We start from the raw sequence: 20,529 nt of genomic DNA on the forward strand, positions 1-20,529 counted from the left end.
AGGCGCTACGCTGATGTTCATGAGCGACACCCGCCTGGCTGAGTTCGACGCGCTGCCCACGGAGGAGCTGCGGGAGCGCGCCTTCGCCCTGGCCCGCCAGCGGCGGGACGTGAAGTTCTTCTGGGACGTGTTCAGCCACGTCACGCGCAGCAACGGCGACACCCAGGACGGTTGGCTGGGCTCGCTCGACGCGACCATCGACGACGTGGTGGCGCTGTGGCGCGAGGCCACCGACGACGACCATGAGTACGGTGACGCCGAGCCGCTGGTCCGGGCGGCGTTCATCGACTACCTGATGTCGCATTCATAGCTGCACCTGCGTCTGTTTAGTTTTTTCGCCGGCCGGGCCTAATCCGGGCATGGCAATCAGACGATCGCGCTACCGCACCGCGACAGGCGCCGGCACCCTGGTGGCCTTCCTGTTGGTGCTGATCTTCGGCAGCCCGTGGTACGTCGACTGGGTCCAGGCCGGGAACCGAGGCATCTTCCTGGAGACCCTGGCCTGGCCGGCTTGGAGCTTCGACACCGACGCGTCGGTGCGCGACCTGCTCGCCGCCGACCTGAAGGCGATCCTTCTCGTCGTCTTCACGGCGCTGTTCATCACACTGCTCGCCGGCGCGCAGCTCGCCAGCGCGCGCGGCACCATCTCGGCGATCCTGACCGGTTGGGCCGCATACATCTTCGCAGCGGCGCTGGCCGCCCTGCTCACCGCGTTTCTGCTGGCCAACGCGTCGGTCGGCTCCGCCGTCGTGGCCGCCACCGCAGGCGCCTCCTACGGCCTGATCGTCGGCTGGATCATCGGCCTCGCCACGATGGCAGGCCGCCGGCCCTGAGGCACGAACCCCCGGAGCACCCAGGGCGGCGTACCCCCCGCGTCGCCCTGGGGACCGCGGTTTTCAGGCAGCCGGATCGACGGCCGCCAGCGCCACCTGCACGTCCGCCGCGGTCAGCGCCCCGATCGGGGAGCCGCCGTCGAGCACGACCACCGCGCCGTGGCCCGTCGCCAGCATCGCGCCGAACGCCTCCCGCAGCGTCGCCGTCACCGGCACGGTCGGTGCGCCTCCGTCGGCCCCGCCGGCCTCGCCGACCGGCCGCAGCCCGTCGCGCGGGATCGGGGTCACCGACAGCCGCATGATGCCGCGGTCCTCGCCCACGAAGCGCTCGACGAACTCGTTCGCCGGCTTGGCCAGCAGCTCGGCCGGCGTCGCGTACTGCTCCAGATGGGCGTGATCCGACAGTACCGCGATCCGGTCGCCCAGCTTGACCGCCTCCTGCAGGTCGTGCGTCACCAGGATGGTGGTCTTGCGGACCGCCTGGTGCAGCCGGCGGAACTCGTCCTGCAGCCGCCCCCGGTTGATCGGGTCGACCGCCGAGAACGGCTCGTCCATGAGCAGCACCACCGGGTCCGCGGCCAGCGCCCGGGCGAACCCGACCCGCTGCCGCTGCCCGCCGGACAGCTCGTGCGGATACCGCTGCGCGTAGCGGTCCGGCTCCAGCCCGACCAGCTCCAGCAGCTCGTCGGTGCGGGCCGCGATCCGCGCCTTGTCCCAGCCCAGCATGCGCGGCACGGTGCCGACGTTGGCCCGGACGGTCTGGTGCGGGAAGAGCCCGACGTTCTGGATGACGTAGCCGATGGTCCGGCGCAGCCGCACGGGGTCGGCCTCCGTGACGTCCTCGCCGTCGACGAGCACGCGCCCGCCCGACGGCTCGATCAGCCGGTTCACCATCCGCAGCACCGTCGACTTGCCGCAGCCGGAGGGGCCGATGAGGACGGTCACCTCGCCGCCCTCGACGTCGAGGCTGAGCTCGTCGACGGCGACGGTGCCGTCCGGGTACACCTTCCGGAGCCGATCGAGGGAGATCGGCGCCGCGCCGGGGTTCGCGGTACGGTCCACGCATGTCCTTCCTGGCTCGCGGTGAGGCCGGTAACCCCTGGTTCTCGTGGTCGTACGTCCGGGACAACCTCGAGACCATCCAGGACGCGCTCGTCGACCACGTGGTCATCACCGTCTGGTCGGTCGCGATCGCGGTGGCCATCGCGATCCCGCTGGCGGTGCTGGCGTACTGGGTGCGCCCGCTCGCCACGCCGATTCTGACATCAGCCGGCGTGGTTTACACGATTCCCTCCCTGGCCCTGCTGGCCTTCCTGGCGCCGTTCCTGGGCACCGGCCGCAGCCCGGTCATCGTGGCGCTGGTGCTGTACGCGCTGATCATCCTCATCCGCAACGCGCTCACCGGTTTGCTGCAGGTCCCCGGTGACGTGCGGGAAGCCGCGACCGCGATGGGCTACAGCCGGTTCGCCCGGCTGGTGCGGGTCGAGTTGCCGCTCGCGCTGCCGGGCATCCTCACCGGGCTGCGCCTGGCGACGGTCTCGACAGTGGCGTTGGTCACGGTCGGCGCGATCGTCGGGTCGCAGGGCGGCCTCGGCGGGCTGATCCTCAGCGGCTTCCGCAACAACTACTACAAGGCCCAGATCGCGACCGCGGCCGTGCTGTGCGTCGCGCTCGCCCTCGTGTTCGACCTGCTGCTGATCGGCCTCAGCCGGTTGCTGACGCCGTGGACGAGGAGCCGCGCGTGAACACCATCGAGGACATGTTCGTCTGGTTCAACGACCCGCTGAACTGGACGAACCCGGGCGGCATCCTGGAGCGGCTGCGCGAGCACATCGAGATCTCGGTGCTCGCCGTGCTCTTCGGCTGCCTGGTCGCGTGGCCGCTCGGGATAACGCTGGGCCGGCGCGGCACCGCGTCCGGCGTCATCGTGCTGCTGTCCAACCTCACCCAGGCGGTGCCGGTGATGGCGCTGCTCACGATCCTGTCGATCAGCCCGCTCGGCCTCGGCAAGCCGTCGGTCGTCGTGTCGCTGGCCGTCTTCACGCTGCCCGCACTGCTCGCCAACGCGTACACCGGGATGCGCCAGATCGACGCCGAGGTGCGCGACGCGGCCCGGGGGATGGGCATGACCTCGGCGCAGCGGCTGTGGCGGGTCGAGCTGCCGCTCGCGGTGCCGTACCTGGCGACCGGCCTGCGGATCGCGACCACGCAGGTGGTGGCCACGGCCACCCTGGCGACCGCGGTCAACGGCGGCGGGCTGGGCATGATCATCTCGGCCGCCTTCGGCCTCGGCCCGGGCCACGGCGGCCAGATCCTCGCCGGCGCCGTCCTGGTCGCCGGCCTCGCGCTGCTCATCGACGGGCTCATGGCACTGGTGGAGCGGAAGATCACACCGAAGGTCCTTCGCCAGGCCACCGGCCGTTCCTGAGCTCCCAAACCACGGGTTGTTACGAAAACGTGCCTGCTTGGAGTTGCCGAATTTCCATCGGCGGAGTTGCGTATTGAGGAGCGGGCGGGCTTCATGCCGATAGCGCCGTCCGTCGGACACGCGGCCGGTCATCGTGATCGCGCCGGGACACGGAAGGCGGGCCATTTTGCGAACAGCCATGCGCGCAACCCTCGGACTCCTGCTCGGCCTCTCGGCCGTCGGCCTCGCCGCATGCGGCGAGGAGGGCTCCTCGGGCACGCAAGCGCCGGCGAGCGTCAGCGGGACCGGGTGCGCCCCGGTCGCCGGAGAGAAACTGGTCGTCCTCGACGATGACAAGAAGCTCCAGAATGCTGACAACATCATTGCGGCGATCAACACGAAGGCCGCCGACCCGGCCCTCGTCGCCGCCCTGGACAAGGTCTCCGACGCCCTGACGACGGAGAAGCTCGTCCAGCTCAACAAGGCGGTCGACGTCGACCGCAAGACCTCGAAGGTGGCGGCCGAGGACTTCGCCAAGGCGGAGAACCTCACGGCCGGCATCGAGAAGACGAAGAGCGGTCCGATCAAGATCGGTGCCGCCGACTTCTCGGAAAGCGCCACGCTCGGCGCCCTCTACGAAATCGTCCTCGACGCCGCCGGCTACGACGCATCGGTCCAGACCATCGGCAAGCGCGAGGTCTACTACGGCCAGCTGACCAAGGGCGACCTGCAGGTCGTCCCCGAGTACGCGGCGACGCTGGTCGACTTCATCAACGGCGCGGTCAACGGCAAGGACGCCAAGTCGCTGGCCTCGGGCGACGTCGACGCGACCGTCACGGCGCTGAAGGACATCGGCGGCAAGCAGGGCCTGTCGTTCAGCAAGGCGTCGAAGGCGTTCGACGGCAACGCGTTCGCGGTGACCTCCGAGTTCGCCACCAAGCACGGCGTCAAGACGCTGAGTGACTTCGCCACCAAGTGCTCCGGCAAGGACACCGTCCTGGGCGGTCCCGCAGAGTGCCCGCAGCGGCCGTACTGCCAGCCGGGTCTGGAGAAGACCTATGGCATCCAGTTCGGCAAGGTGCTCAGCCTCGACGCCGGCGGTCCCCAGAGCAAGGACGCCGTGAAGAAGGGCAACGCCTCGCTCGTGCTCGTGTTCTCGTCCGACGGCTCGCTCGGCTAGGTCTGACTGCCCGCCCATCCCTGGCCGGAGCCGGGGATGGGCGGGCATTTCGCTTGTGATGAAGACCGCGTAAGGTCTGTGCTCATGCCGGCCACGGAATCCCCCGGGGGTCTGCGGAGCGCCAAGCTCCTCCAGATCCTCTTCTGGTCAGGGGTCGGCCTCACTCCGCTGGCTGCATTGTTGCTGCTGATCGGGGACGGTTTCGTCCTGCAGGTGGCGGCGGTGCTGGCCGTCCTTGTCGTGCTGCTCATCGGGCTGTCGATCGCGCTGCGCCGCGAGGGCGACGGCGCGCGCGGCGAGGTCGAGGAGTTCGTCTACGACGAGCTCGACCAGCTGCGCGACGACATCCGCGGCGACATCACCCACGCGGCCCGGCAGACCCACGGCCAGCTCAACGAGCGCATCGGCGCGCTGCACGAGACCGTCGACGCGCTGCGCAACCAGGTCGACATGATGCGCGGGCAGCTGGATCGCGCCCAGGCGCAGGCCCACCAGGCGGTCCCGCCGCAGCACCACACCGGCTCGGCCGCCGTGCCGCCGGGCGTCCTGCGGCACACCGAGACCGTGGTCACCACCAAGACGATGGTCGTCGACCCGACCGACCAGCGCGGCGGCACCGTCTACGGCGCCCGCCCGGAGATACCCCAGCAGCGCCGCCCCGACCGCTCGGAGCGGATCTCGGAGCGGGTCGCCGACCGGATGCCCGCCGACCGCCCCGAGCCCGGCCCGCCGCCGCAGCGCGGCCGCGAGGAGCGGGTCAGCCGCACCGAGCGGTCGGAGTGGACCGAGCGCTCCGAGCGGTCCGAGCGGTCCGAGCGGTCCGAGCGCTCGGAATGGGTCGAGCGCGCCGAGCCGCCCCGCCAGGAGTCCCGTCAGGAGTCCCGCCAGGAGTCTCGTCCGGAGCCGGGCCAGGAGTCCTGGACCGAGCATCTGCTGCGGGAGCGGATGTCCGGCGGCGAGCCCGACGGCTCGCGGGGCGGTGGACGGCGGCGTGCGTATGACCCGGATGACGAGGGCAACGTGACCGGCGTCCGCACGACGGACCGCTGGGCGTCGGTCCACGGCGACGAGCGGGGCGGCCGCGAGCTGCGCATGGGCGAGCGCCGCGCCTCGGTGCACGCCGACGAGACCGGCACCCACGTGCGCATCGAGGACCGGTGGGCGACGGTCCGCCACGAGGAGTACTACCCCAACGAGGACGCCGACGCCCGCCGCGACGGCGGCCCGCGCCGCTCGGCTGCCCGCCGCGAGCGCGAGCGCGACTGGGCCTCCGGCGAGACCCCGCGCCCGGACTGGTCCGACCGCGAGCCGGCCGAGGACCGCCCCGGCCGCCGCCGCGCCGACCGGTCCGCGGAAAGCAGCGACGACTGGCGGGACCGCACGGGCCGCGCCGCGGAAAGCAGCGACGACTGGCGGGACCGCACCGGCCGTGCCGCGGAAGGCAACGACGACTGGCGGGACCGCACCGGCCGCGCCGCACCGGGCGATGACCGGAGCGAGCGCGTCGGCCGCCGCCGCGCCGCGGACGGCGACGATTGGAACGACCACCCGGGCCGCGCCGACGCCGCCGACTGGGCCGAGCGCACCGCCCGCGAGCTGGCCCGCAGCGCAGACCGGGACCACGATCGGGCCGCCGACCGCGGCAACGGCTGGGACCGGGCCCGCGACGAGGGCCGCCCGGCCGCCCACTGGTCGGAGAGCAGCTACGAGGAGGCCCGCCGCGACGAGAGCGGCGGCACCCGCTGGTCCGAGGTCCGCCGCGACCGCCAAGGACTGCCCGGCGGACCGGCCGCACTGCCCGCCGCGCCGGCCGAGCCCGCGTCGCGCTGGACCCCCGACCTGTCCAGCCCGGCCCGTGACGAGGAGCGCGTCTCGCGCCGCGCCCGGGACGACGACGAGGAGTACGGCTGGAACGGCGCCCGCGACGAGCCGCGCGGCCGCGCGGCCCGGCAGATCGTCGACTTCGAGGGAAGCGACGACCGCTGGCGCTGAGCGGCGGCTACTTGTCGATGTCGCCGACGACGAAGAACATCGATCCCAGGATGGCGATCAGGTCGGGCACCAGCGTGCCCGGGAGCAGCGTCGACAGGGCCTGGACGTTGGAATACGACGCCGTGCGCAGCTTCAGCCGCCACGGGGTCTTCTCGCCGTGCGACACCAGGTAGTAGCCGTTGATGCCCAGCGGGTTCTCGGTCCAGGCGTAGGTGTGGCCCTCCGGCGCCTTGACCACCTTCGGCAGCCGGACGTTGACGGGGCCGGTGAGGGTGTCGACCCGGTCGAGGCAGGCCTGCGCCAGGTCCAGCGACACGTACACCTGGTCGAGCAGCACCTCGAAGCGCGAGTGGCAGTCGCCGGCGGTGCGCGTGACGACGGGGACGTCCAGCTCGCCGTAGGCCAGGTACGGCTCGTCGCGGCGCAGGTCGAAGTCGAGGCCCGAGGCGCGGCCGACCGGGCCGGAGGCGCCGTAGGCGGCCGCCTCGGCGGCGGTGAGCACGCCGACGCCGACCGTGCGGGCCAGGAAGATCTCGTTGCGCCGGATCAGGTTGTCGAGGTCGGGCATGCGGCGGCGGACCTGGTCGATCGCGACCCGGGCCCGGTCGGTCCAGCCCGCCGGGACCTCCTCCTTCAGCCCGCCGACGCGGTTGTACATGTAGTGCATGCGCCCGCCGGACGCCTCTTCGAGGACGGCCTGGATCGTCTCGCGCTCCCGGAACGCGTAGAACATCGGCGTGATCGCGCCGATCTCCAGCGGGTAGGAGCCGAGGAACATCAGGTGGTTGAGCACCCGGTTGAGCTCGGCCAGCGCCGTGCGCAGCCAGACCGCCCGCTCCGGCACCTCGATGCCCATCATCCGCTCGACGGCCAGCACCACGCCGAGCTCGTTGCAGAACGCCGACAGCCAGTCGTGCCGGTTGGCCAGCATGATGATCTGCCGGTAGTCGCGGACCTCGAAGAGCTTCTCCGCGCCGCGGTGCATGTACCCGATGATCGGCTCGGCGCTGACCACCCGCTCGCCGTCCAGGACCAGTCGCAGCCGCAGCACGCCGTGGGTCGACGGGTGCTGGGGGCCGATGTTGAGCACCATGTCGGCCGTGTCGAGCCCGGTGCCCGTCCCGACCGTCAGCTCAGTGGTCATGCTGCCGAGCCTACAAGTCCGGCTACAGATCCTGGAGGATCCGCAGCGCCCGCGAGACGTTGTGCATCGTGCTGGTGTCCGCCACCGCGACCCGCTCGACGAACCACCGCTTCAGCGGCGACGAGAGCCGGTCGGGCATGACGACGAGGTCGTCGAGCTCGACCGCCAGCGGGGAGTCGCGCAGCTCCTCCTGGTCGGTGACCTCGGCGACGATGACCACCGGCACATCGGTGCTGTTGAACACGTCGGAGCTGATGATCAGACCGAGCCGCTCGCGGGCGCCCCTGATGAGCCAGACCTCACCGCGCTGCACGACGGCGACCGCGGAAGACCTCGGCGTCAACGATCGCGATCTCCTCTTCGTCGGCCAGCGCGGCCGCCTCAAGGTCGAGCTTGGCCCGCCGCACCGCCTCGGCGTGGGCGGTGAAGATCGACCGCAGGGCGCGCTCCTGGGCCGCCCGGTCGATCCATGCGCTGAGCGAGACGCCGTCACGCTCCGCCCAGTGGCGGGCGTCGGCGATGGTCTGGTCCGAGAAGGACAGGGTCACCTTGGCCGTCATGGATCCCACGGTACCGCCGGTATGACCGATTGTCACACCCAGCGCATGACCCACCGGTGCCCACCGAGCCCGGCCGGGTCGGTCAGCTCCGCCGCGGCACCGGCCCGGGCCAGCGCGCGCACGTAGCCGGCGGGGTCGGACGAGGCCAGGGCGAGCGGCGGCCGCCGGCCGTCGACGCCCAGCAGGTGCAGCGCCTGCCGCTGGTCGAGCAGCAGGTCGTGCTCCAGGGAGTCCAGCGCGACGGAGACCGTCAGGTCGCAGCTCCCGTCGGCGACCGGCGCCACCTCCCGGCCGTCCCGGAACCCGGTCAGCGTGCCGAGTAACGGCCGCGCGCCCAGCACGTGCCCGTAGTCCACGGCGAGGGCCAGCCCGCGCTGCACTCCGGCGACGGCGGACGACCAGGCGAGGTCGCGCGGCCGCCCGATCTCGGCCCGCGCGCCCGGCGGCAGGCCGTCCAGCGGCCACCAGCGCGCCAGCCAGGCGGCGTCGTCCGGTTCGAGCGGCTCGCCGGACGGCGTCAGGTCCTCCAGCAGGTACCGCGGCCGGCCCAGCGAATCCACCTCGACGATGTCCACCGGTACGTTGTCGAGCCACTCCGTCGCCACGAGCAGGCCGACGATCCCGGCGGGAGGCTCCGCGACCCAGGCGACGGAGGCCGGCAGCCCCGACGGCCGGGGCGCCGTCTCGACGGCGGTCGCCGCGACCCGTGCGGCGACGCCGGCCGGCAGTGCGGCCAGGATCCCCAGCAGCAGCTCACCGCGGCCGGCGCCCACGTCGACCAGGTCGAGCCGGGCCGGGTGCTCCAGCGCCTCGTCCAGCCGGCCCAGCAGCGTGGCCAGCGCGCCGGCGAACAGCGGCGAGGCGAGCGCGCTGGTCCGGAAGTGCTCGGCCGGGGCGGAGCGGACGAAGAAGCCGGACGGGCCGTAGAGCGCCGACGCCATCGCCTGCCGCCACCGGATCACAGGAACACTCTGCCCTCACCGCGGTAGGTCGGCACCACGTCCACGATCGTGTCGCCCGAGACGAGATGCACCTCGTTGACGTGCTCGCAGAGCTCGCCCGCCTTGCTGTGGCGGAAGTACACCCGGTCGCCGATCCGCAAGCCGGCCGCGCCCGGGCCGGTCAGCGGCGTCTGCACCTCGCCGGCGCCCTCGGTGCCGATGAGCCGCAGGCCCTCCGGGAGCCAGGGCAGCGGCTGGCGGGTCGGCGACGTCTCGCCCGAGGCGATCCAGCCGCCGCCGAGCGTGGTCGCGTGCCGCGGGTCGGGCCGGCGCACCACCGAGAGCGCGAAGAACGCGGCCGGCTCGGGGCGCCACCGGCGGTACCCGTCGAACAGCCAGGGGCCGAGCAGACCGGACCCGGCGGCCACCTCGGTGACCGCGGGGTCGCCGGCGGTGGCCGCCACGCTGCCGGTCCCGCCGCCGTTGACGAACTCGAGGTCGGCGTGCTTCCGCACCGCGGCGACGACCGCGCCGCGGCGCGCCACCAGCTCGGGGAACGACCGGGACTGGATGAGCCGGATGAGCGCGCCGCGCACCGGGCGCCCGGGCGGCGCGTCGCCGAGCCCGGCGATCTGCGCCTCGTAGGACATCACGCCGACCAGCCGGAACCCGGGCCGGGCGGCGATCGCCGCGGCCAGCTCGCCGGCCTGCCGGGCGCTGTGGACGGGGGAGCGGCGCACGCCGACGTGCACCCCGCGGGCCGGTCGCCAGGAGGCGTCGAGGTCGATGCACAGCCGAACCGGCGCGGCCCGCCGGCCGGCCGGCACCACGGCGTCGACGAGGTCGAGCTGGGCGGTGCTGTCCACCATCACGGTGACGCTCGCGGCGAGCTTCTCGTCGCCGGCCAGGCGGCGCAGCGCGCCGCGGTCGGCCGTCGGGTAGGCGACCAGGACGTCGTCGTGCCCGCTCTCGGCCAGCCAGATGGCCTCCGGCAGGGTGAACGCCATGATGCCCCGCCAGCCCGGCTGGCCCAGCGCCCGGTCGATGAGCGCGCGCACCCGCACCGACTTGCTGGGCACCCGCAGCGGCTTGCCCGCCGCCCGCCCGACGAGCGCGGCGCTGTTGGCGTCGAAGGCGTCGAGGTCGACGATGGCGAAGGGCGGATCGAGGTCGGCCGTGGCCCGGTCGTAGCGGGCCCGCTGGGCGGCACGGGAGCTGGACACGACTCACCGTACCGAGCGGTGGGTAAAAGTGAAAGAACCTCGCGTCCCTCGGCGTGCCTGGCCGGGTGAGGCGGTACGGGGGACCTGTAGCGTGATTACCGTAGGAACCACGGAGGAGGTGCGTCATCGCCAGCAGTGACCTGTCCGGGCTGGGGGAGCTGAAGGCGGTCCTACGCATCCGGCCCTTCCGCCGGCTGTGGGCCGTGCTGGGCCTGTCGTCCCTCGGCGACTGGCTCGGTCTACTCGCCGCCTCCACGTTCGCGGCGGCCCAGGTGTCCAACACCACCGCCCAGGGTGTGGCCTTCGGCACGGTCATCGCCGTCCGGCTGCTGCCGGCCCTCGTCCTCGGCCCGGTGGCGGGCGTGTTCGCCGATCGGTTCGACCGGCGCCTCACCATGGTCATCTGCGACGTGCTGCGGTTCGTCTTCTTCGCCTCGATCCCGGCCGCGGCGCTCGTCGTCGACGACGGCGCCCTGGTGGTCGCCTGGACGGCGATCGCGACCTTCATCATCGAGACGGTCGCGATGATCTGGACGCCGGCCAAGGAGGCGGCGGTGCCCAACCTGCTGCCCCGGGCCCGCCTGGAGACGGCCAACCAGCTGACGCTCGCCACGACCTACGGCATCACCCCGGTCGCCGCCGCGCTCGTCCTGCTTTCCCTCCAGTGGCTGGTCGTGGGGCTCTTCGGCCCCGACGAGCCGCGCTGGGCGGCGGCGAGCAGCCTGGCGCTGTGGTTCAACGCGCTGACCTTCGCGGCGACCGCGCTGACCGTGTTCTTCGGCATCAAGGAGATCAGTGGCCGGCGCACCGCCGGGGTCGAGCGCAAGGCCGGCATGCTCAAGGAGTTCACCCAGGGCTGGGCGTTCGTCAGCCGCACCCCGCTGGTGCGCGGCCTGGTCCTGGGCATCTTCGGCGCCTTCGCCGGCGGCGGCGTGGTGGTCGGCACCGCGCCCTTCTACGCGGTCTCGCTGAGCGCCGGCGACGCCGCCTTCTACCTGCTCTTCGGCGTGCTCTTCCTCGGTCTCGGGATCGGCATCGCGGCCGGTCCGCGGCTCATCGGCGCGCTGTCCCGCCGCCGCTGGTTCGGCCTGTCGATCATCCTGGCCGCCGGATCGGTGCTGATCCTCGCCCTGGCCACCCACCTGTCGGTCGCGGTCGCCGGGGCGCTGCTGGTCGGGGTCGGCGCCGGCATGGCGTTCCTGTCCGGCACCACGCTGCTCGGCGGCGAGGTCGCCGACGACATGCGCGGCCGGGCGTTCGCGTTCGTCCAGATGGGCACCCGCGTGGTGCTCATGCTTGCCGTGTCGCTGTCGAGCGTCATCGTCGGCGCCGGCGGCACGTTCAAGATCGACCTGGGCGTGTCCGAATACGACATCTCCAGCACCCGCCCGCTGCTCGCGATCGCCGGCGTGCTCGGCGTGATGGCCGGCGTGTTCGCCCTGCGCCAGATGGACGACAAGAAGGGCGTGCCGATCCTGGCCGACCTCATCGGCTCGGTGCGCGGCCGTCCGCTGAGCCCGGCCGAGCCGAAGGCCGCGCAGGGGCTGTTCATCGTGTTCGAGGGCGGCGAGGGCGCCGGCAAGTCGACCCAGGTCCAGCAGCTCGCCGACGCGCTGCGCAAGATCGGGCGGGACGTCGTGGTCACCCACGAGCCGGGCGCCACCCCGGTCGGCTCGCGCATCCGCAGCCTGGTGCTCGACCGCCCGCAGGAGTCCGGCGAGGTGGTCACGCCGAAGGCCGAGGCGCTGCTCTACGCGGCCGACCGCGCGCACCACGTGGCGTCGGTGGTCCGCCCGGCGCTCAACCGCGGCGCCGTGGTGATCAGCGACCGCTATGTCGACTCGTCCCTCGCCTACCAGGGGGCCGGCCGGACGCTGCCGGTCGAGGAGGTCTCCTGGCTGTCGAAGTGGGCGACCGGCGGGCTGAAGCCGGACCTGGTGGTGCTGCTGGATCTCGAGCCGTCCGTCGGGCTGGCCCGGGCCGTGGATCGCGGCGACGCCGACCGGCTGGAGAGCGAGTCCCTCGCGTTCCACGAGCGGGTCCGCTACGCGTTCCTCGACCTCGCCTCGGCCGACCCGAGCCGCTACCTGGTCCTCGACGCCACCAACTCGGTCGACGCCCTGGCCGCCGGCGTGCTCCAGCGGGTGCGGCACCTCATGCCCGGCGAGGAGACCGAGCTCGAGGAGATCCTGGAGGACGTCGCCGAGACGGTGACCACGCTGACCGGCGACAAGGGATGACCCCACCCGTCTTCGCCGAGCTGGTCGGCCAGCCCGACGCGGTGGCGACGATGAGCCGGGCCGTCGCGGCGGCCGACGCCATCGTGCGCGGCGAGCCGCAGGACGGGCAGGGCATGACCCACGCCTGGCTGTTCACCGGCCCGCCCGGCTCCGGCCGGTCGGTCGCCGCCCGCACGTTCGCCGCCGCGCTGCAGTGCCCCAACGGCGGCTGCGGCGAGTGCCAGGCCTGCCACACGGCGCTCGCCGGCACCCACGCCGACGTGCGGTTCGTGGTGCCCGAGGGGCTGTCGATCGCGGTCGGCGAGATGCGCGCCCTGGTGCTGCGGGCGGCCAGCTCACCGACGCAGGGCCGCTGGCAGGTGCTGCTCGTCGAGGACGCCGACCGGCTCACCGAGGCGGCCGGCAACGCGCTGCTCAAGGCGGTCGAGGAGCCCCCGGCCCGCACGGTCTTCCTGCTGTGCACGCCGAGCACCCACCCCGACGACATCTCGGTCACGATCCGCTCCCGCTGCCGGGTGGTGCCGCTGCGGCAGCCCCCGGCCGACGCCATCGCCGAGGTGCTGCACCGCCGCGACGGCACCGACGAGCAGACCGCGGCCTGGGCGGCCGCGGCGGCCCAGGGCCACGTCGGCCGGGCTCGCCGGCTGGCCCGCGACCCGCAGGCCCGCACCCGGCGCGACGCGGTGCTGGCCGTGCCCCGCCGGCTCACCGGCATCGGCGCCGCGTTCGACGCCGCGAGCGCGCTCATCGAGGCGGCCGAGGCCGAGGCGGCCGCGTCGGTCGCCGAGACCGACGTCAAGGAGCGCCAGGCCCTGGAGACGGCCCTCGGCGCCGGCGGCACCGGCAAGGGCGCGGCGGGCGCCGCCCGCGGCTCGGCCGGCCAGCTGAAGGACCTGGAGCGCCGGCAGAAGTCCCGCGCGACCCGGGCCCAGCGCGACGCGCTCGACCGGGCCCTCGTCGACCTGGCCGGCTTCTACCGCGACGTGCTCGCCCACTCGTTCGGCGCGGCCGTCGCCCCGGTGCACGGCGACGCCGACGAGCTCGCCGCGGCGGCCGCCGAGAAGTGGGCGCCGGAGAGCGCCCTGCGCCGGCTGGAGGCCGTGCTCGAGTGCCGGACCGCGATCGAGGCCAACGTGAAGCCCCGCATCGCGGTCGAGGCCATGATGCTGTCCCTCTGGCGCGGCTGAGCACCGCCCGACCGGCAGCCACCCGACACCGATCGCTAACCCCGGCGTTCGTCGGCGCGGATGCGGGCGAGCAGCACCGGCACCCAGTGCTCGCCGTATCTGGACCGTAGCTCCGCCCGGCGCCGGTCCTCGCCGGTGACCACGCCCCGGCACAGCCGCGACGCGCACGCGCATGCCATCCGGAAGGCCGGCGAACCCGCGCTGGTGGCGTAGTCGTTGGTCAGCTCCTCGCCGGCGGCGATGTCGCGGCGGGCCGTCAACGAGTACGGGCCGGACCACCACAGGTTCGGGTCGCAGCCGTGGTTGCCGTAGCCGTTCGGGCGGCAGCCAGCAGTCCGGTTCGGGCTCACTCACCACCGGGTTCACCGCGCCAGGATGTCAGGCCCAGCGGTCCTCCGGGGGCGCTCCGGGCCGGGATCGCCGCCGCGCCGAACCCCGGACCGCGAAGGTGACCTTCCAGAGGAGGTCCCGGGTGATCTGCCCTTCCCCGCGCGCTCACCTGAGGGAGCGTGACAGGCGTGGCCAATGAACTGAGCGTGGCGTTCGGCGTCAACGGCGCGAGGACAGAGCTCACCCTCGATCCCCGGGAGTCGTTGCTCGACGTGCTCCGGGAGCGGCTTGCGTTGTTCGGCACCAAGAAGGGGTGTGATCAGGGGCAGTGCGGGGCCTGCACCGTCCACCTCGACGGGCGGCGGGTGGTGTCGTGCCTGACGCCGGCCGTGCAGGTCGCCGGGCACGAGGTGACCACGATCGAAGGGGTCTCGCACCCGTTGCAGCGGGCGTTCGTCGAGTACGACGCCATGCAGTGCGGCTACTGCACCCCCGGGCAGATCATGTCCGGGATCGCCTGCATCGCCGAAGGGCACGCCGGGGACGACGACAGCGCCCGGGAGTACATGAGCGGCAACATCTGCCGCTGTGGCGCCTACACCGGCATCCTCCGAGCCGTGCGGGAGGTGGCGTGAATGCGACCGTTCGCCTACCAGACGGCCACCACCGTCGACGAGGCCGTCGCCGCGCTCGACCGCGGGGCCCGGCCGATCGCCGGCGGCACCACCCTCTACGACCTCATGCGGCTGGAGGTCGAGTCCCCGGCCGCGGTCGTGGACATCCATGACATCGAGGAGATCCAGCACATCAGCCGGACCGATTCCCAGGTGGTACTGGGAGCAGGCGCCCGCATGGCCGACGCGGGCGAGCACCCGGTGGTGCGGGAGGCGTGTCCCGCCCTCGCCGAGTCGCTCCGGCTGGCGGCGTCGCAGCAGTTGCGCAACATGGCGACGCTGGGCGGGAACCTGCTGCAGCGGACGCGCTGCTGGTACTTCCGCGGCGGCCCGCAGTACCGCTGCAACAAACGCGAACCGGGGAGCGGCTGCGACGCCATCGGAGGCGTCGACACCGCGCACGCCGTCCTGGGCGGCAGCGACGCCTGCATCGCCACCTACCCCGGCGACATGGCCGTCGCGCTCATCGCCTTCGACGCCCTGGTGGACGTGGTCGGGCCGCGGGGCGAGCGCGTGGTGCCGATCGCGGACCTGCACGTGACGCCGGGCGACGAGCCGGCGCGCGAGCACACGCTGGAGCCCGACGAGCTGATCCGCCGCATCCGGGTACCGCTGACGCCCGCGATGCGCGCCTCGACGTACCTGAAGATCAGGCCCCGCGAGTCGTACGCGTTCGCGCTCGCCTCGGCCGCCGTGGGCGTGACCCGCGACGCCGACGGCGCGGTGCTGGACTGCCGGATCGGGCTCGGCGGGGTGGCGACCCGGCCCTGGCGCGCCGAAGAGGCCGAGCGCTCGCTGGTCGGCGCCCCGCTCACCGCCGAGGGCGTGCGGCGGGCCGGCGAGCTGGCGTTCGCCGGCGCGCGGCCGGGCAGCCGGAACGGCTTCAAGATCGAGCTGGGCGTCCGCACCGTCGCCGACGCGGTGCGGATCGCCGCCGAGCGGGAGGAGCCGGCATGAGCACTCCGGAGCGCAGCGGAGACGACCTGACCAAGACGCGGGTGGACGCGGTCGCCAAGGTGACCGGCGCGGCGCGGTACGGCACCGACCGGCCGGCCCAGGCGCACGCGGCGCTGGCCGGCGCGACCATCGGGCGCGGCCGGGTGGTGCGCGTGGACACCGACCGGGCGTCGGCGGTACCGGGCGTGCTGCTCGTACTGACGCAGGTGGACGTCGAGCCGCCCGGGTTCATCATGGGCGGCGGCTTCTCGTTCCAGAGCATCCAGCCGCTGGTCGGCGACCGGATCGCGTACCGCGGCCAGCCCGTCGCGCTGGTCGTCGCCGAGACCCCGCATGCGGCGGCGGAGGCGGCCAACCTGGTCACCGCCGACTACGAGGAGGAGCCCGTCGAGGTCACGCTCGACGCCCCCGAACGGGTGCGGCAGCCGGAGGAGCCGAGCGTCGGCGACCCCGAGGCCGCGCTCGCCGCCAGCGCCGTGACGGTCGACGGCGTGTACTCGCACCCGGCGCAGAACGCGGTGCCGATGGAGCTGTTCGGCAGCACCGTCGAGTGGACCAGCAACGAGCTGCTGGTGCACGAGGGCACCCAGAACGCCGGGGCGGTCCGCGGCGGCCTGGCCCGCCAGCTCGGCCTCGACCAGAGCCGGATCCGGGTGGTCGCCACGGTGACCGGCGGCGGGTTCGGCCAGAAGAACTCGCTGCAGTCGCACATCGCACCGCTCGCCGTCGCCGCCCGGCGGCTCGGCCGGCCGGTCAAGCTGACCCTGACCCGCCAGCAGGGCTTCCACCAGTGCAGCTTCCGCCCGGCGACCCGGCACCGGGTGCGCCTCGGGGCCGACGCGTCGGGGAAGCTCACCGCGGCGATCCACGAGGTGGAGCAGCAGACGTCGCGCCACGACCTGTTCCCGGCGGGCTACACCGAGCTGACCGCGCGGCTCTACGGCGTGCCGGCCTTCCGCGGCCCGCAGTGGCTGGTGCGCAACGACACGCAGACGCCGGGGTACATGCGGGCGCCGTACGAGTCGCCGGCCGCGTTCGCGTTCGAGGTGGCGATCGACGAGCTGGCCGAGCGGCTGGGCCGCGACCCGGTCGAGTTCCGGCTCGCCAACGACACCGCGACCGACCCGCTCACCGGGCAGCCGTTCTCGTCCCGGCACGTCGGCACCTGCCTGCGCCGCGGGGCCGAGCGGTTCGGCTGGGACCGCCGACCGGCGCAGCCGGGCACCGGGGTCGGGTTCGGCGTGGCGATCGGCGCGTACCCGGGGCACATCTCGCCGGCCGTCGCCCACGTGCGGGCCGGCGCCGACGGCGGGGTCACGGTCGCCGTCGACGGGCACGAGATGGGCCAGGGCATCCGCTCGGCGATCGCATACCTCGTCGCGGAGGACCTGGACGTGCCCGTCGAGCGGGTCACGGTGGTCATCGGCGACACCGCGGTCGCGCCGCAGCACCTCACGGCCGGCTCGTGGGGCACGGCGAGCGCGCTGCCGGCGGTGCAGCACGCGCTGCAGGAGCTGCGCAAGAAGCTCGGCACGGCCGGCGTCGGGCCGGTCGACGTGGCCGCCGCCGTCGCGCACAGCGGGCGCGCGTCGGTCGAGGTGGAGGCCGTGGGCCTGGGGCCCGGGCAGCCGCCCGGGGCGCTGGAGCGCAGCCGGGCCGGCCTTCCGGCACTGGTCGGGCCGGTGTACGACGGCTTCACCACGTACAGCTTCGCCGCCCACTTCGTCGAGGTGCGGGTCGAGCCGACGACCTGCCGGGTCAGGGTGCCGCGCGTGGTGAGCGTCGCCGACTGCGGGCGGGTCGCCAGCCCGGTGACGGCGGCCAGCCAGGTGCGCGGCGGCGTCGTGTGGGGGCTCGGCGCCGCGCTGCGGGAGGCGGTGGAGGTGGATCCGCGCTACGGCGGGTTCGTCACCTCGACGCTGGAGGACTACCCGGTGACCGTGAACGCCGACGTGGGCTCGATCGACGTGGACTTCGTCGGGGAGCCGGACCCGCTGCTCAACGAGGTCGGCGTGAAGGGGCTCGGGGAGGTGGCGCTGGTCGGCGTGGTTCCCGCGGTGTTGAACGCGATCCACCACGCGACCGGCCGGCGGTTCCGGCACGTGCCGGTGACGGTCGCGGACCTGCTCTAGAACGAGGGCGCCGCCCGGGCAGCCGATGGGGGTGGCTGCACGGGCGGCGAAGGGGTTGGGGGTGTCCTAGGGAGGCTGGTCAGGCCGCGGTGCGCCGGCGCGAGACCACCAGGAAGAAGCGCCCGGCGACCAGCAGGAGCAGGCCCGCGCCCACGATCAGTGCCGCCTTCGAGCCCGTCACCGGCAGCTCACCGCCGCCGCCCTCGCCGTCGTCGCCGCCACCGCCGCCACCGACGCCGCCGTAGCCGTCGCCCTTCGGCGCGGCCGCGGCCGCCTCCAGCGAGCAGAGGCCCAGGTCGAAGATGGTCTTCTGGTCGTACTTCGGGTGGTCGCCGGACGAGCCGCCGTAGCCGTCGTCGGAGGCGTGGCCCTTCCACTTCGTCCGGACGATCAGCTTGACGCGGACCGCGGCGGCCTTGGCGTAGACGCCCGTCGGGCTGGTCTGCTGCTCGACCGTGCCCAGCTCGACCCGCAGCACCACGACCTTCGCCGGGTGCTTCGGGTAGCCCTCCGCGGGAGGCTGGACCGACGAGCCGCCGCCGAGGACTCCGGTCAGCTTCCCGACCTCGGGCAGGCCGGGCAGGATCAGGCCGAGGTCCGGGGTCGTGCCGCCGCCCGTCAGGCCGCCCGTGAGCGCGCCGGTGATGCCGGTGAGCAGGTCGAGGAGCGGGAGGCTCGACAGTACCGGCAGACCCTCGGCTCGACCGAGCTCCTCGGCCTCCGTACGGGCCGCGGCGCCGACCGGCACGACGACGTCGACGTGCGAGCCGGCGGAGGAGATCCGCAGCGGCTCGCGGCCGGGGACCCTCACCTCCAGGCGCGCCGGCGAGTAGTCCACGGTCTTCTTCGAGCCGGCCACGACCGTGAGGGTGGGCGGGCTGACCACACGCACGCCGATCGCGGACTGGCCGCCCGCGAGCAGCTGGAAGTCGGCGATGCTGCCGGTCGCCGCGGCCGACGCGCCGCGCTTGTCGACAGCGGTCTCCGTCGAGCTCCGCAGCGCGCCCAACCTCAACAGCGCCCGGTCGCCGCGGCCCGGCAGGACCGCCAAGCCGGCCAGGCGGGCCGAGGAGGTCGCGCGCGGGCCGGACCTCGGGTCGCACTTGCCGGCATCGTCGAAGGTGGCGTGGGCCGACAGCTCGCCCACACCGACGGACAGCGCGCCCAGGTTCACCCCCGCCACCGACACCGCGGACGGGCGGTCGTTCCGCGGCGGCGCCTGCTGGTAGGCGACCGGGCCGAGCATGCCGGGCGGCAGGACGCCGCTGCTCTGGATGTACCGCGCGTCGGCCGCGGCGCGGGCCGGCCCACCAGCGAAGCCGGAGTGCGTGGTCGCGACCCGCAGTTCGGGCAGCGGCGGGGCATTGAGGCCGATGCCCCGCAGGTCGACACCGCCGAGCGCAAGCGTGTTGGCCGCGGCGGTGGCGCCGAACCCTTCCGGGCATCCCGCGCTGGAGGGTGCCGCCGCTGCGGGTGCCGCGAAAGCGACCGGGCTCAGTGCGCCGAGAATCCCCGTGGCGGCGAGGGCGGCGATCTTCCGGGCTGTTTTTGGGCGCGCGAAGGCAAAGTCCGTCATTGCGTGAGGTCCTCCGAGACCGGGGAGTGCGGGGTGGGCCAGCCGTTGGGCATGCCACTGCTGCCCCCAACGAGGCTTTTCCGGCCGGAGTTACGCCCACGTTTGCGGGCTCATCCGCACTAGTAACGACGAAAACGACGGAATGGCTACGGGCTCCCCCAAAAGTGTCTAGTCGGACTTATTGGTGCATCTGGGGCGGGCCATATGGAACTGCCGCGCGGCGCGTTAAGGTGATCAGCCATGGGCATGCTGTGCGCGGTGAGCTTCAACCGCTACGGCCGGCTGTTCTACTTCGACCCCGGTGACCTGCGCCCCCAGGTGGGCGACCGGGTGCTGGTGCCCACCGACGACGGCCCCGAGGTGGCCGAGTGCGTGTGGGCGGCCCAGTGGGTCACCGAGGAGACCGAGGGCTTCCCGCGGCTGGTGGCGATGGCCGCCGACGACGACCTGCGCCGCGACGAGCTGCTGCGCAAGCGCAAGGCCGAGGCCAAGGTCGCCGCGAAGAAGCTCATCCGCGAGCACGAGCTGCCCATGAAGGTCGTCGCAGTGGACCACGTGCTCGACTCCGCCGGCGGCCAGGGCGCGCGGACGACGATCTACTTCACCGCACCCCATCGGGTGGACTTCCGCTCGCTGGTCCGCGACCTCGGCGCGACCCTGCACTGCCGGGTGGAGCTACGCCAGCTCAGCGCCCGCGACTCGGCCCGCGTCCAGGGCGGCATCGGCTCCTGCGGGCGTGACCTGTGCTGCGCGACGTTCCTCAACGACTTCGAGCCGGTCACCATCCGGATGGCGAAGGACCAGGACCTCCCGCTCAACCCGCTGCGCATCTCGGGCGCCTGCGGCCGGCTGATGTGCTGCCTCAAATACGAACATCCCCTGTACGCCGCATATCAGGCAACTGCTCCGGCCGTTGGAAGCCGCGTGACGACGCCTGAGGGCGATGGCCGGGTGGTGGGGCACAGCGTGCCCAGAGATGAAGTGGTAGTCCGGCTCGACGCCGATGGGTCCCGGTGTTCATGCTCGCGGGCGTCTGTGTGCGGGCCGAGACAGGCTTACGACAGCCGTTGACCATTGCGGGCGAAAGCCTCCGCCGACCAGCCTGCCGTGAACTCAGTCTGTATGAGCTCCGCCTTCCAAGCAGACTCGCCCC

At 73.4% G+C, this 20,529-nt stretch carries 20 protein-coding genes; 12 read left to right on the forward strand and 8 right to left on the reverse strand.

The window, feature by feature from the left end:
- The first annotated feature begins 19 nt into the window (after nucleotides 1-19).
- Together IEZ31_RS19455 and IEZ31_RS19460 are read left to right on the forward strand one after the other, a co-directional pair.
- Nucleotides 20-310 (forward strand): hypothetical protein, encoded by a 291-nt coding sequence (locus tag IEZ31_RS19455; RefSeq protein WP_190251308.1) that lies wholly within the window; start codon nucleotides 20-22, stop codon nucleotides 308-310.
- 49 nt (nucleotides 311-359) lie between these two features.
- Nucleotides 360-833 (forward strand): hypothetical protein, encoded by a 474-nt coding sequence (locus IEZ31_RS19460; protein WP_190251309.1) that lies wholly within the window; start codon nucleotides 360-362, stop codon nucleotides 831-833.
- A 63-nt stretch (nucleotides 834-896) separates the two neighbouring features.
- Here IEZ31_RS19460 and IEZ31_RS19465 read toward each other — a convergent pair whose 3' ends face one another.
- A complete protein-coding gene (locus tag IEZ31_RS19465) occupies nucleotides 897-1,895 on the reverse strand; it encodes an ABC transporter ATP-binding protein (protein ID WP_190251310.1) in 999 nt (332 codons plus the stop codon).
- Nucleotides 1,896-1,897: 2 nt separating this feature from the next.
- Here IEZ31_RS19465 and IEZ31_RS19470 point away from each other — a divergent pair, with 2 nt between their 5' ends.
- The 4 genes from IEZ31_RS19470 (at nucleotide 1,898) to IEZ31_RS19485 (ending at nucleotide 6,412) form a co-directional block, all read left to right on the forward strand.
- The gene (locus tag IEZ31_RS19470) at nucleotides 1,898-2,578 is read left to right on the forward strand and encodes an ABC transporter permease (RefSeq protein ID WP_190251311.1); all 681 of its coding nucleotides are present in this window, start codon (nucleotides 1,898-1,900) and stop codon (nucleotides 2,576-2,578) included.
- 14 nt (nucleotides 2,579-2,592) lie between these two features.
- On the forward strand, nucleotides 2,593-3,261 hold the full coding sequence (locus tag IEZ31_RS19475; protein ID WP_190251353.1) for an ABC transporter permease: 669 nt from the start codon (nucleotides 2,593-2,595) through the stop codon (nucleotides 3,259-3,261).
- A 178-nt stretch (nucleotides 3,262-3,439) separates the two neighbouring features.
- Nucleotides 3,440-4,420 carry a glycine betaine ABC transporter substrate-binding protein gene (locus tag IEZ31_RS19480; RefSeq protein ID WP_190251312.1) on the forward strand — a complete coding sequence of 327 codons (981 nt, stop codon included), beginning with the start codon at nucleotides 3,440-3,442 and terminating at the stop codon, nucleotides 4,418-4,420.
- Between the two features lie 84 nt (nucleotides 4,421-4,504).
- Complete coding sequence (locus IEZ31_RS19485; RefSeq protein WP_190251313.1) at nucleotides 4,505-6,412, forward strand: hypothetical protein; 1,908 nt, start codon at nucleotides 4,505-4,507, stop codon at nucleotides 6,410-6,412.
- Nucleotides 6,413-6,419: 7 nt separating this feature from the next.
- Here the strand turns inward: IEZ31_RS19485 and IEZ31_RS19490 are convergent, their stop codons facing one another.
- The 5 genes from IEZ31_RS19490 to IEZ31_RS19510 are packed head-to-tail and all read right to left on the reverse strand — an operon-like array spanning nucleotide 6,420 to nucleotide 10,280.
- Nucleotides 6,420-7,556 (reverse strand): NADH-quinone oxidoreductase subunit D, encoded by a 1,137-nt coding sequence (locus IEZ31_RS19490; RefSeq protein WP_190251314.1) that lies wholly within the window; start codon nucleotides 7,554-7,556, stop codon nucleotides 6,420-6,422.
- A gap of 22 nt (nucleotides 7,557-7,578) precedes the next feature.
- Nucleotides 7,579-7,899 (reverse strand): type II toxin-antitoxin system PemK/MazF family toxin, encoded by a 321-nt coding sequence (locus tag IEZ31_RS19495; protein ID WP_190251315.1) that lies wholly within the window; start codon nucleotides 7,897-7,899, stop codon nucleotides 7,579-7,581.
- A complete protein-coding gene (locus IEZ31_RS19500) occupies nucleotides 7,856-8,116 on the reverse strand; it encodes a DUF6364 family protein (RefSeq protein WP_190251316.1) in 261 nt (86 codons plus the stop codon). Before IEZ31_RS19500 ends, IEZ31_RS19495 begins: the two co-directional genes overlap by 44 nt.
- Nucleotides 8,117-8,148: 32 nt before the next feature.
- Nucleotides 8,149-9,057 (reverse strand): SAM-dependent methyltransferase, encoded by a 909-nt coding sequence (locus IEZ31_RS19505; RefSeq protein WP_190251354.1) that lies wholly within the window; start codon nucleotides 9,055-9,057, stop codon nucleotides 8,149-8,151.
- Between the two features lie 17 nt (nucleotides 9,058-9,074).
- Entirely contained in the window at nucleotides 9,075-10,280 is a 1,206-nt protein-coding gene (locus tag IEZ31_RS19510) for an amino acid deaminase/aldolase (RefSeq protein ID WP_190251317.1), read from the reverse strand.
- Nucleotides 10,281-10,483: 203 nt separating this feature from the next.
- Here IEZ31_RS19510 and tmk point away from each other — a divergent pair, with 203 nt between their 5' ends.
- Together tmk and IEZ31_RS19520 are read left to right on the forward strand one after the other, a co-directional pair.
- Nucleotides 10,484-12,520, forward strand: coding sequence for a dTMP kinase (gene tmk, locus IEZ31_RS19515; RefSeq protein WP_190251318.1), 2,037 nt, complete (start codon nucleotides 10,484-10,486; stop codon nucleotides 12,518-12,520).
- On the forward strand, nucleotides 12,517-13,707 hold the full coding sequence (locus IEZ31_RS19520) for a DNA polymerase III subunit delta' (protein ID WP_190251319.1): 1,191 nt from the start codon (nucleotides 12,517-12,519) through the stop codon (nucleotides 13,705-13,707). The genes tmk and IEZ31_RS19520 overlap by 4 nt, the downstream gene beginning before the upstream one ends.
- A gap of 35 nt (nucleotides 13,708-13,742) precedes the next feature.
- Here the strand turns inward: IEZ31_RS19520 and IEZ31_RS19525 are convergent, their stop codons facing one another.
- Nucleotides 13,743-14,057, reverse strand: coding sequence for an SET domain-containing protein-lysine N-methyltransferase (locus tag IEZ31_RS19525; RefSeq protein ID WP_190251320.1), 315 nt, complete (start codon nucleotides 14,055-14,057; stop codon nucleotides 13,743-13,745).
- Between the two features lie 168 nt (nucleotides 14,058-14,225).
- Here IEZ31_RS19525 and IEZ31_RS19530 point away from each other — a divergent pair, with 168 nt between their 5' ends.
- The 3 genes from IEZ31_RS19530 to IEZ31_RS19540 are packed head-to-tail and all read left to right on the forward strand — an operon-like array spanning nucleotide 14,226 to nucleotide 17,800.
- Nucleotides 14,226-14,672 (forward strand): (2Fe-2S)-binding protein, encoded by a 447-nt coding sequence (locus IEZ31_RS19530; RefSeq protein ID WP_190251321.1) that lies wholly within the window; start codon nucleotides 14,226-14,228, stop codon nucleotides 14,670-14,672.
- Nucleotides 14,673-15,668: an FAD binding domain-containing protein gene (locus IEZ31_RS19535; RefSeq protein WP_190251322.1), complete on the forward strand. Its 996-nt coding sequence runs from the start codon at nucleotides 14,673-14,675 to the stop codon at nucleotides 15,666-15,668. It begins immediately after the preceding gene.
- Nucleotides 15,665-17,800: a xanthine dehydrogenase family protein molybdopterin-binding subunit gene (locus IEZ31_RS19540; protein ID WP_190251323.1), complete on the forward strand. Its 2,136-nt coding sequence runs from the start codon at nucleotides 15,665-15,667 to the stop codon at nucleotides 17,798-17,800. Before IEZ31_RS19535 ends, IEZ31_RS19540 begins: the two co-directional genes overlap by 4 nt.
- Nucleotides 17,801-17,879: 79 nt before the next feature.
- Here the strand turns inward: IEZ31_RS19540 and IEZ31_RS19545 are convergent, their stop codons facing one another.
- Complete coding sequence (locus tag IEZ31_RS19545; RefSeq protein ID WP_190251324.1) at nucleotides 17,880-19,376, reverse strand: LPXTG cell wall anchor domain-containing protein; 1,497 nt, start codon at nucleotides 19,374-19,376, stop codon at nucleotides 17,880-17,882.
- 240 nt (nucleotides 19,377-19,616) lie between these two features.
- On the opposite strand from IEZ31_RS19545, the gene IEZ31_RS56675 reads away from it, so the two are divergent.
- On the forward strand, nucleotides 19,617-20,447 hold the full coding sequence (locus IEZ31_RS56675; RefSeq protein ID WP_229835528.1) for a PSP1 domain-containing protein: 831 nt from the start codon (nucleotides 19,617-19,619) through the stop codon (nucleotides 20,445-20,447).
- Nucleotides 20,448-20,529 lie beyond the last annotated feature (82 nt).

Origin of the sequence: Dactylosporangium sucinum (genome assembly GCF_014647515.1) — a bacterium.
GTDB lineage: Bacteria > Actinomycetota > Actinomycetes > Mycobacteriales > Micromonosporaceae > Dactylosporangium > Dactylosporangium sucinum.

What these genes read in the sequence shown, in the direction of transcription:
- IEZ31_RS19540 (WP_190251323.1), top strand. Translation starts at nt 15,665, where the DNA reads ATGAGCACTCCGGAGCGCAGCGGAGACGACCTGACCAAGACGCGGGTG.
- IEZ31_RS56675 (WP_229835528.1), top strand. Translation starts at nt 19,617, where the DNA reads ATGGGCATGCTGTGCGCGGTGAGCTTCAACCGCTACGGCCGGCTGTTC.
- IEZ31_RS19490 (WP_190251314.1), bottom strand. Translation starts at nt 7,556, where the DNA reads ATGACCACTGAGCTGACGGTCGGGACGGGCACCGGGCTCGACACGGCC.
- IEZ31_RS19455 (WP_190251308.1), top strand. Translation starts at nt 20, where the DNA reads ATGAGCGACACCCGCCTGGCTGAGTTCGACGCGCTGCCCACGGAGGAG.
- IEZ31_RS19480 (WP_190251312.1), top strand. Translation starts at nt 3,440, where the DNA reads ATGCGCGCAACCCTCGGACTCCTGCTCGGCCTCTCGGCCGTCGGCCTC.
- IEZ31_RS19500 (WP_190251316.1), bottom strand. Translation starts at nt 8,116, where the DNA reads ATGACGGCCAAGGTGACCCTGTCCTTCTCGGACCAGACCATCGCCGAC.
- IEZ31_RS19475 (WP_190251353.1), top strand. Translation starts at nt 2,593, where the DNA reads ATGTTCGTCTGGTTCAACGACCCGCTGAACTGGACGAACCCGGGCGGC.
- IEZ31_RS19535 (WP_190251322.1), top strand. Translation starts at nt 14,673, where the DNA reads ATGCGACCGTTCGCCTACCAGACGGCCACCACCGTCGACGAGGCCGTC.
- IEZ31_RS19545 (WP_190251324.1), bottom strand. Translation starts at nt 19,376, where the DNA reads ATGACGGACTTTGCCTTCGCGCGCCCAAAAACAGCCCGGAAGATCGCC.
- IEZ31_RS19505 (WP_190251354.1), bottom strand. Translation starts at nt 9,057, where the DNA reads ATGGCGTCGGCGCTCTACGGCCCGTCCGGCTTCTTCGTCCGCTCCGCC.
- IEZ31_RS19460 (WP_190251309.1), top strand. Translation starts at nt 360, where the DNA reads ATGGCAATCAGACGATCGCGCTACCGCACCGCGACAGGCGCCGGCACC.
- IEZ31_RS19520 (WP_190251319.1), top strand. Translation starts at nt 12,517, where the DNA reads ATGACCCCACCCGTCTTCGCCGAGCTGGTCGGCCAGCCCGACGCGGTG.
- IEZ31_RS19485 (WP_190251313.1), top strand. Translation starts at nt 4,505, where the DNA reads ATGCCGGCCACGGAATCCCCCGGGGGTCTGCGGAGCGCCAAGCTCCTC.
- IEZ31_RS19470 (WP_190251311.1), top strand. Translation starts at nt 1,898, where the DNA reads ATGTCCTTCCTGGCTCGCGGTGAGGCCGGTAACCCCTGGTTCTCGTGG.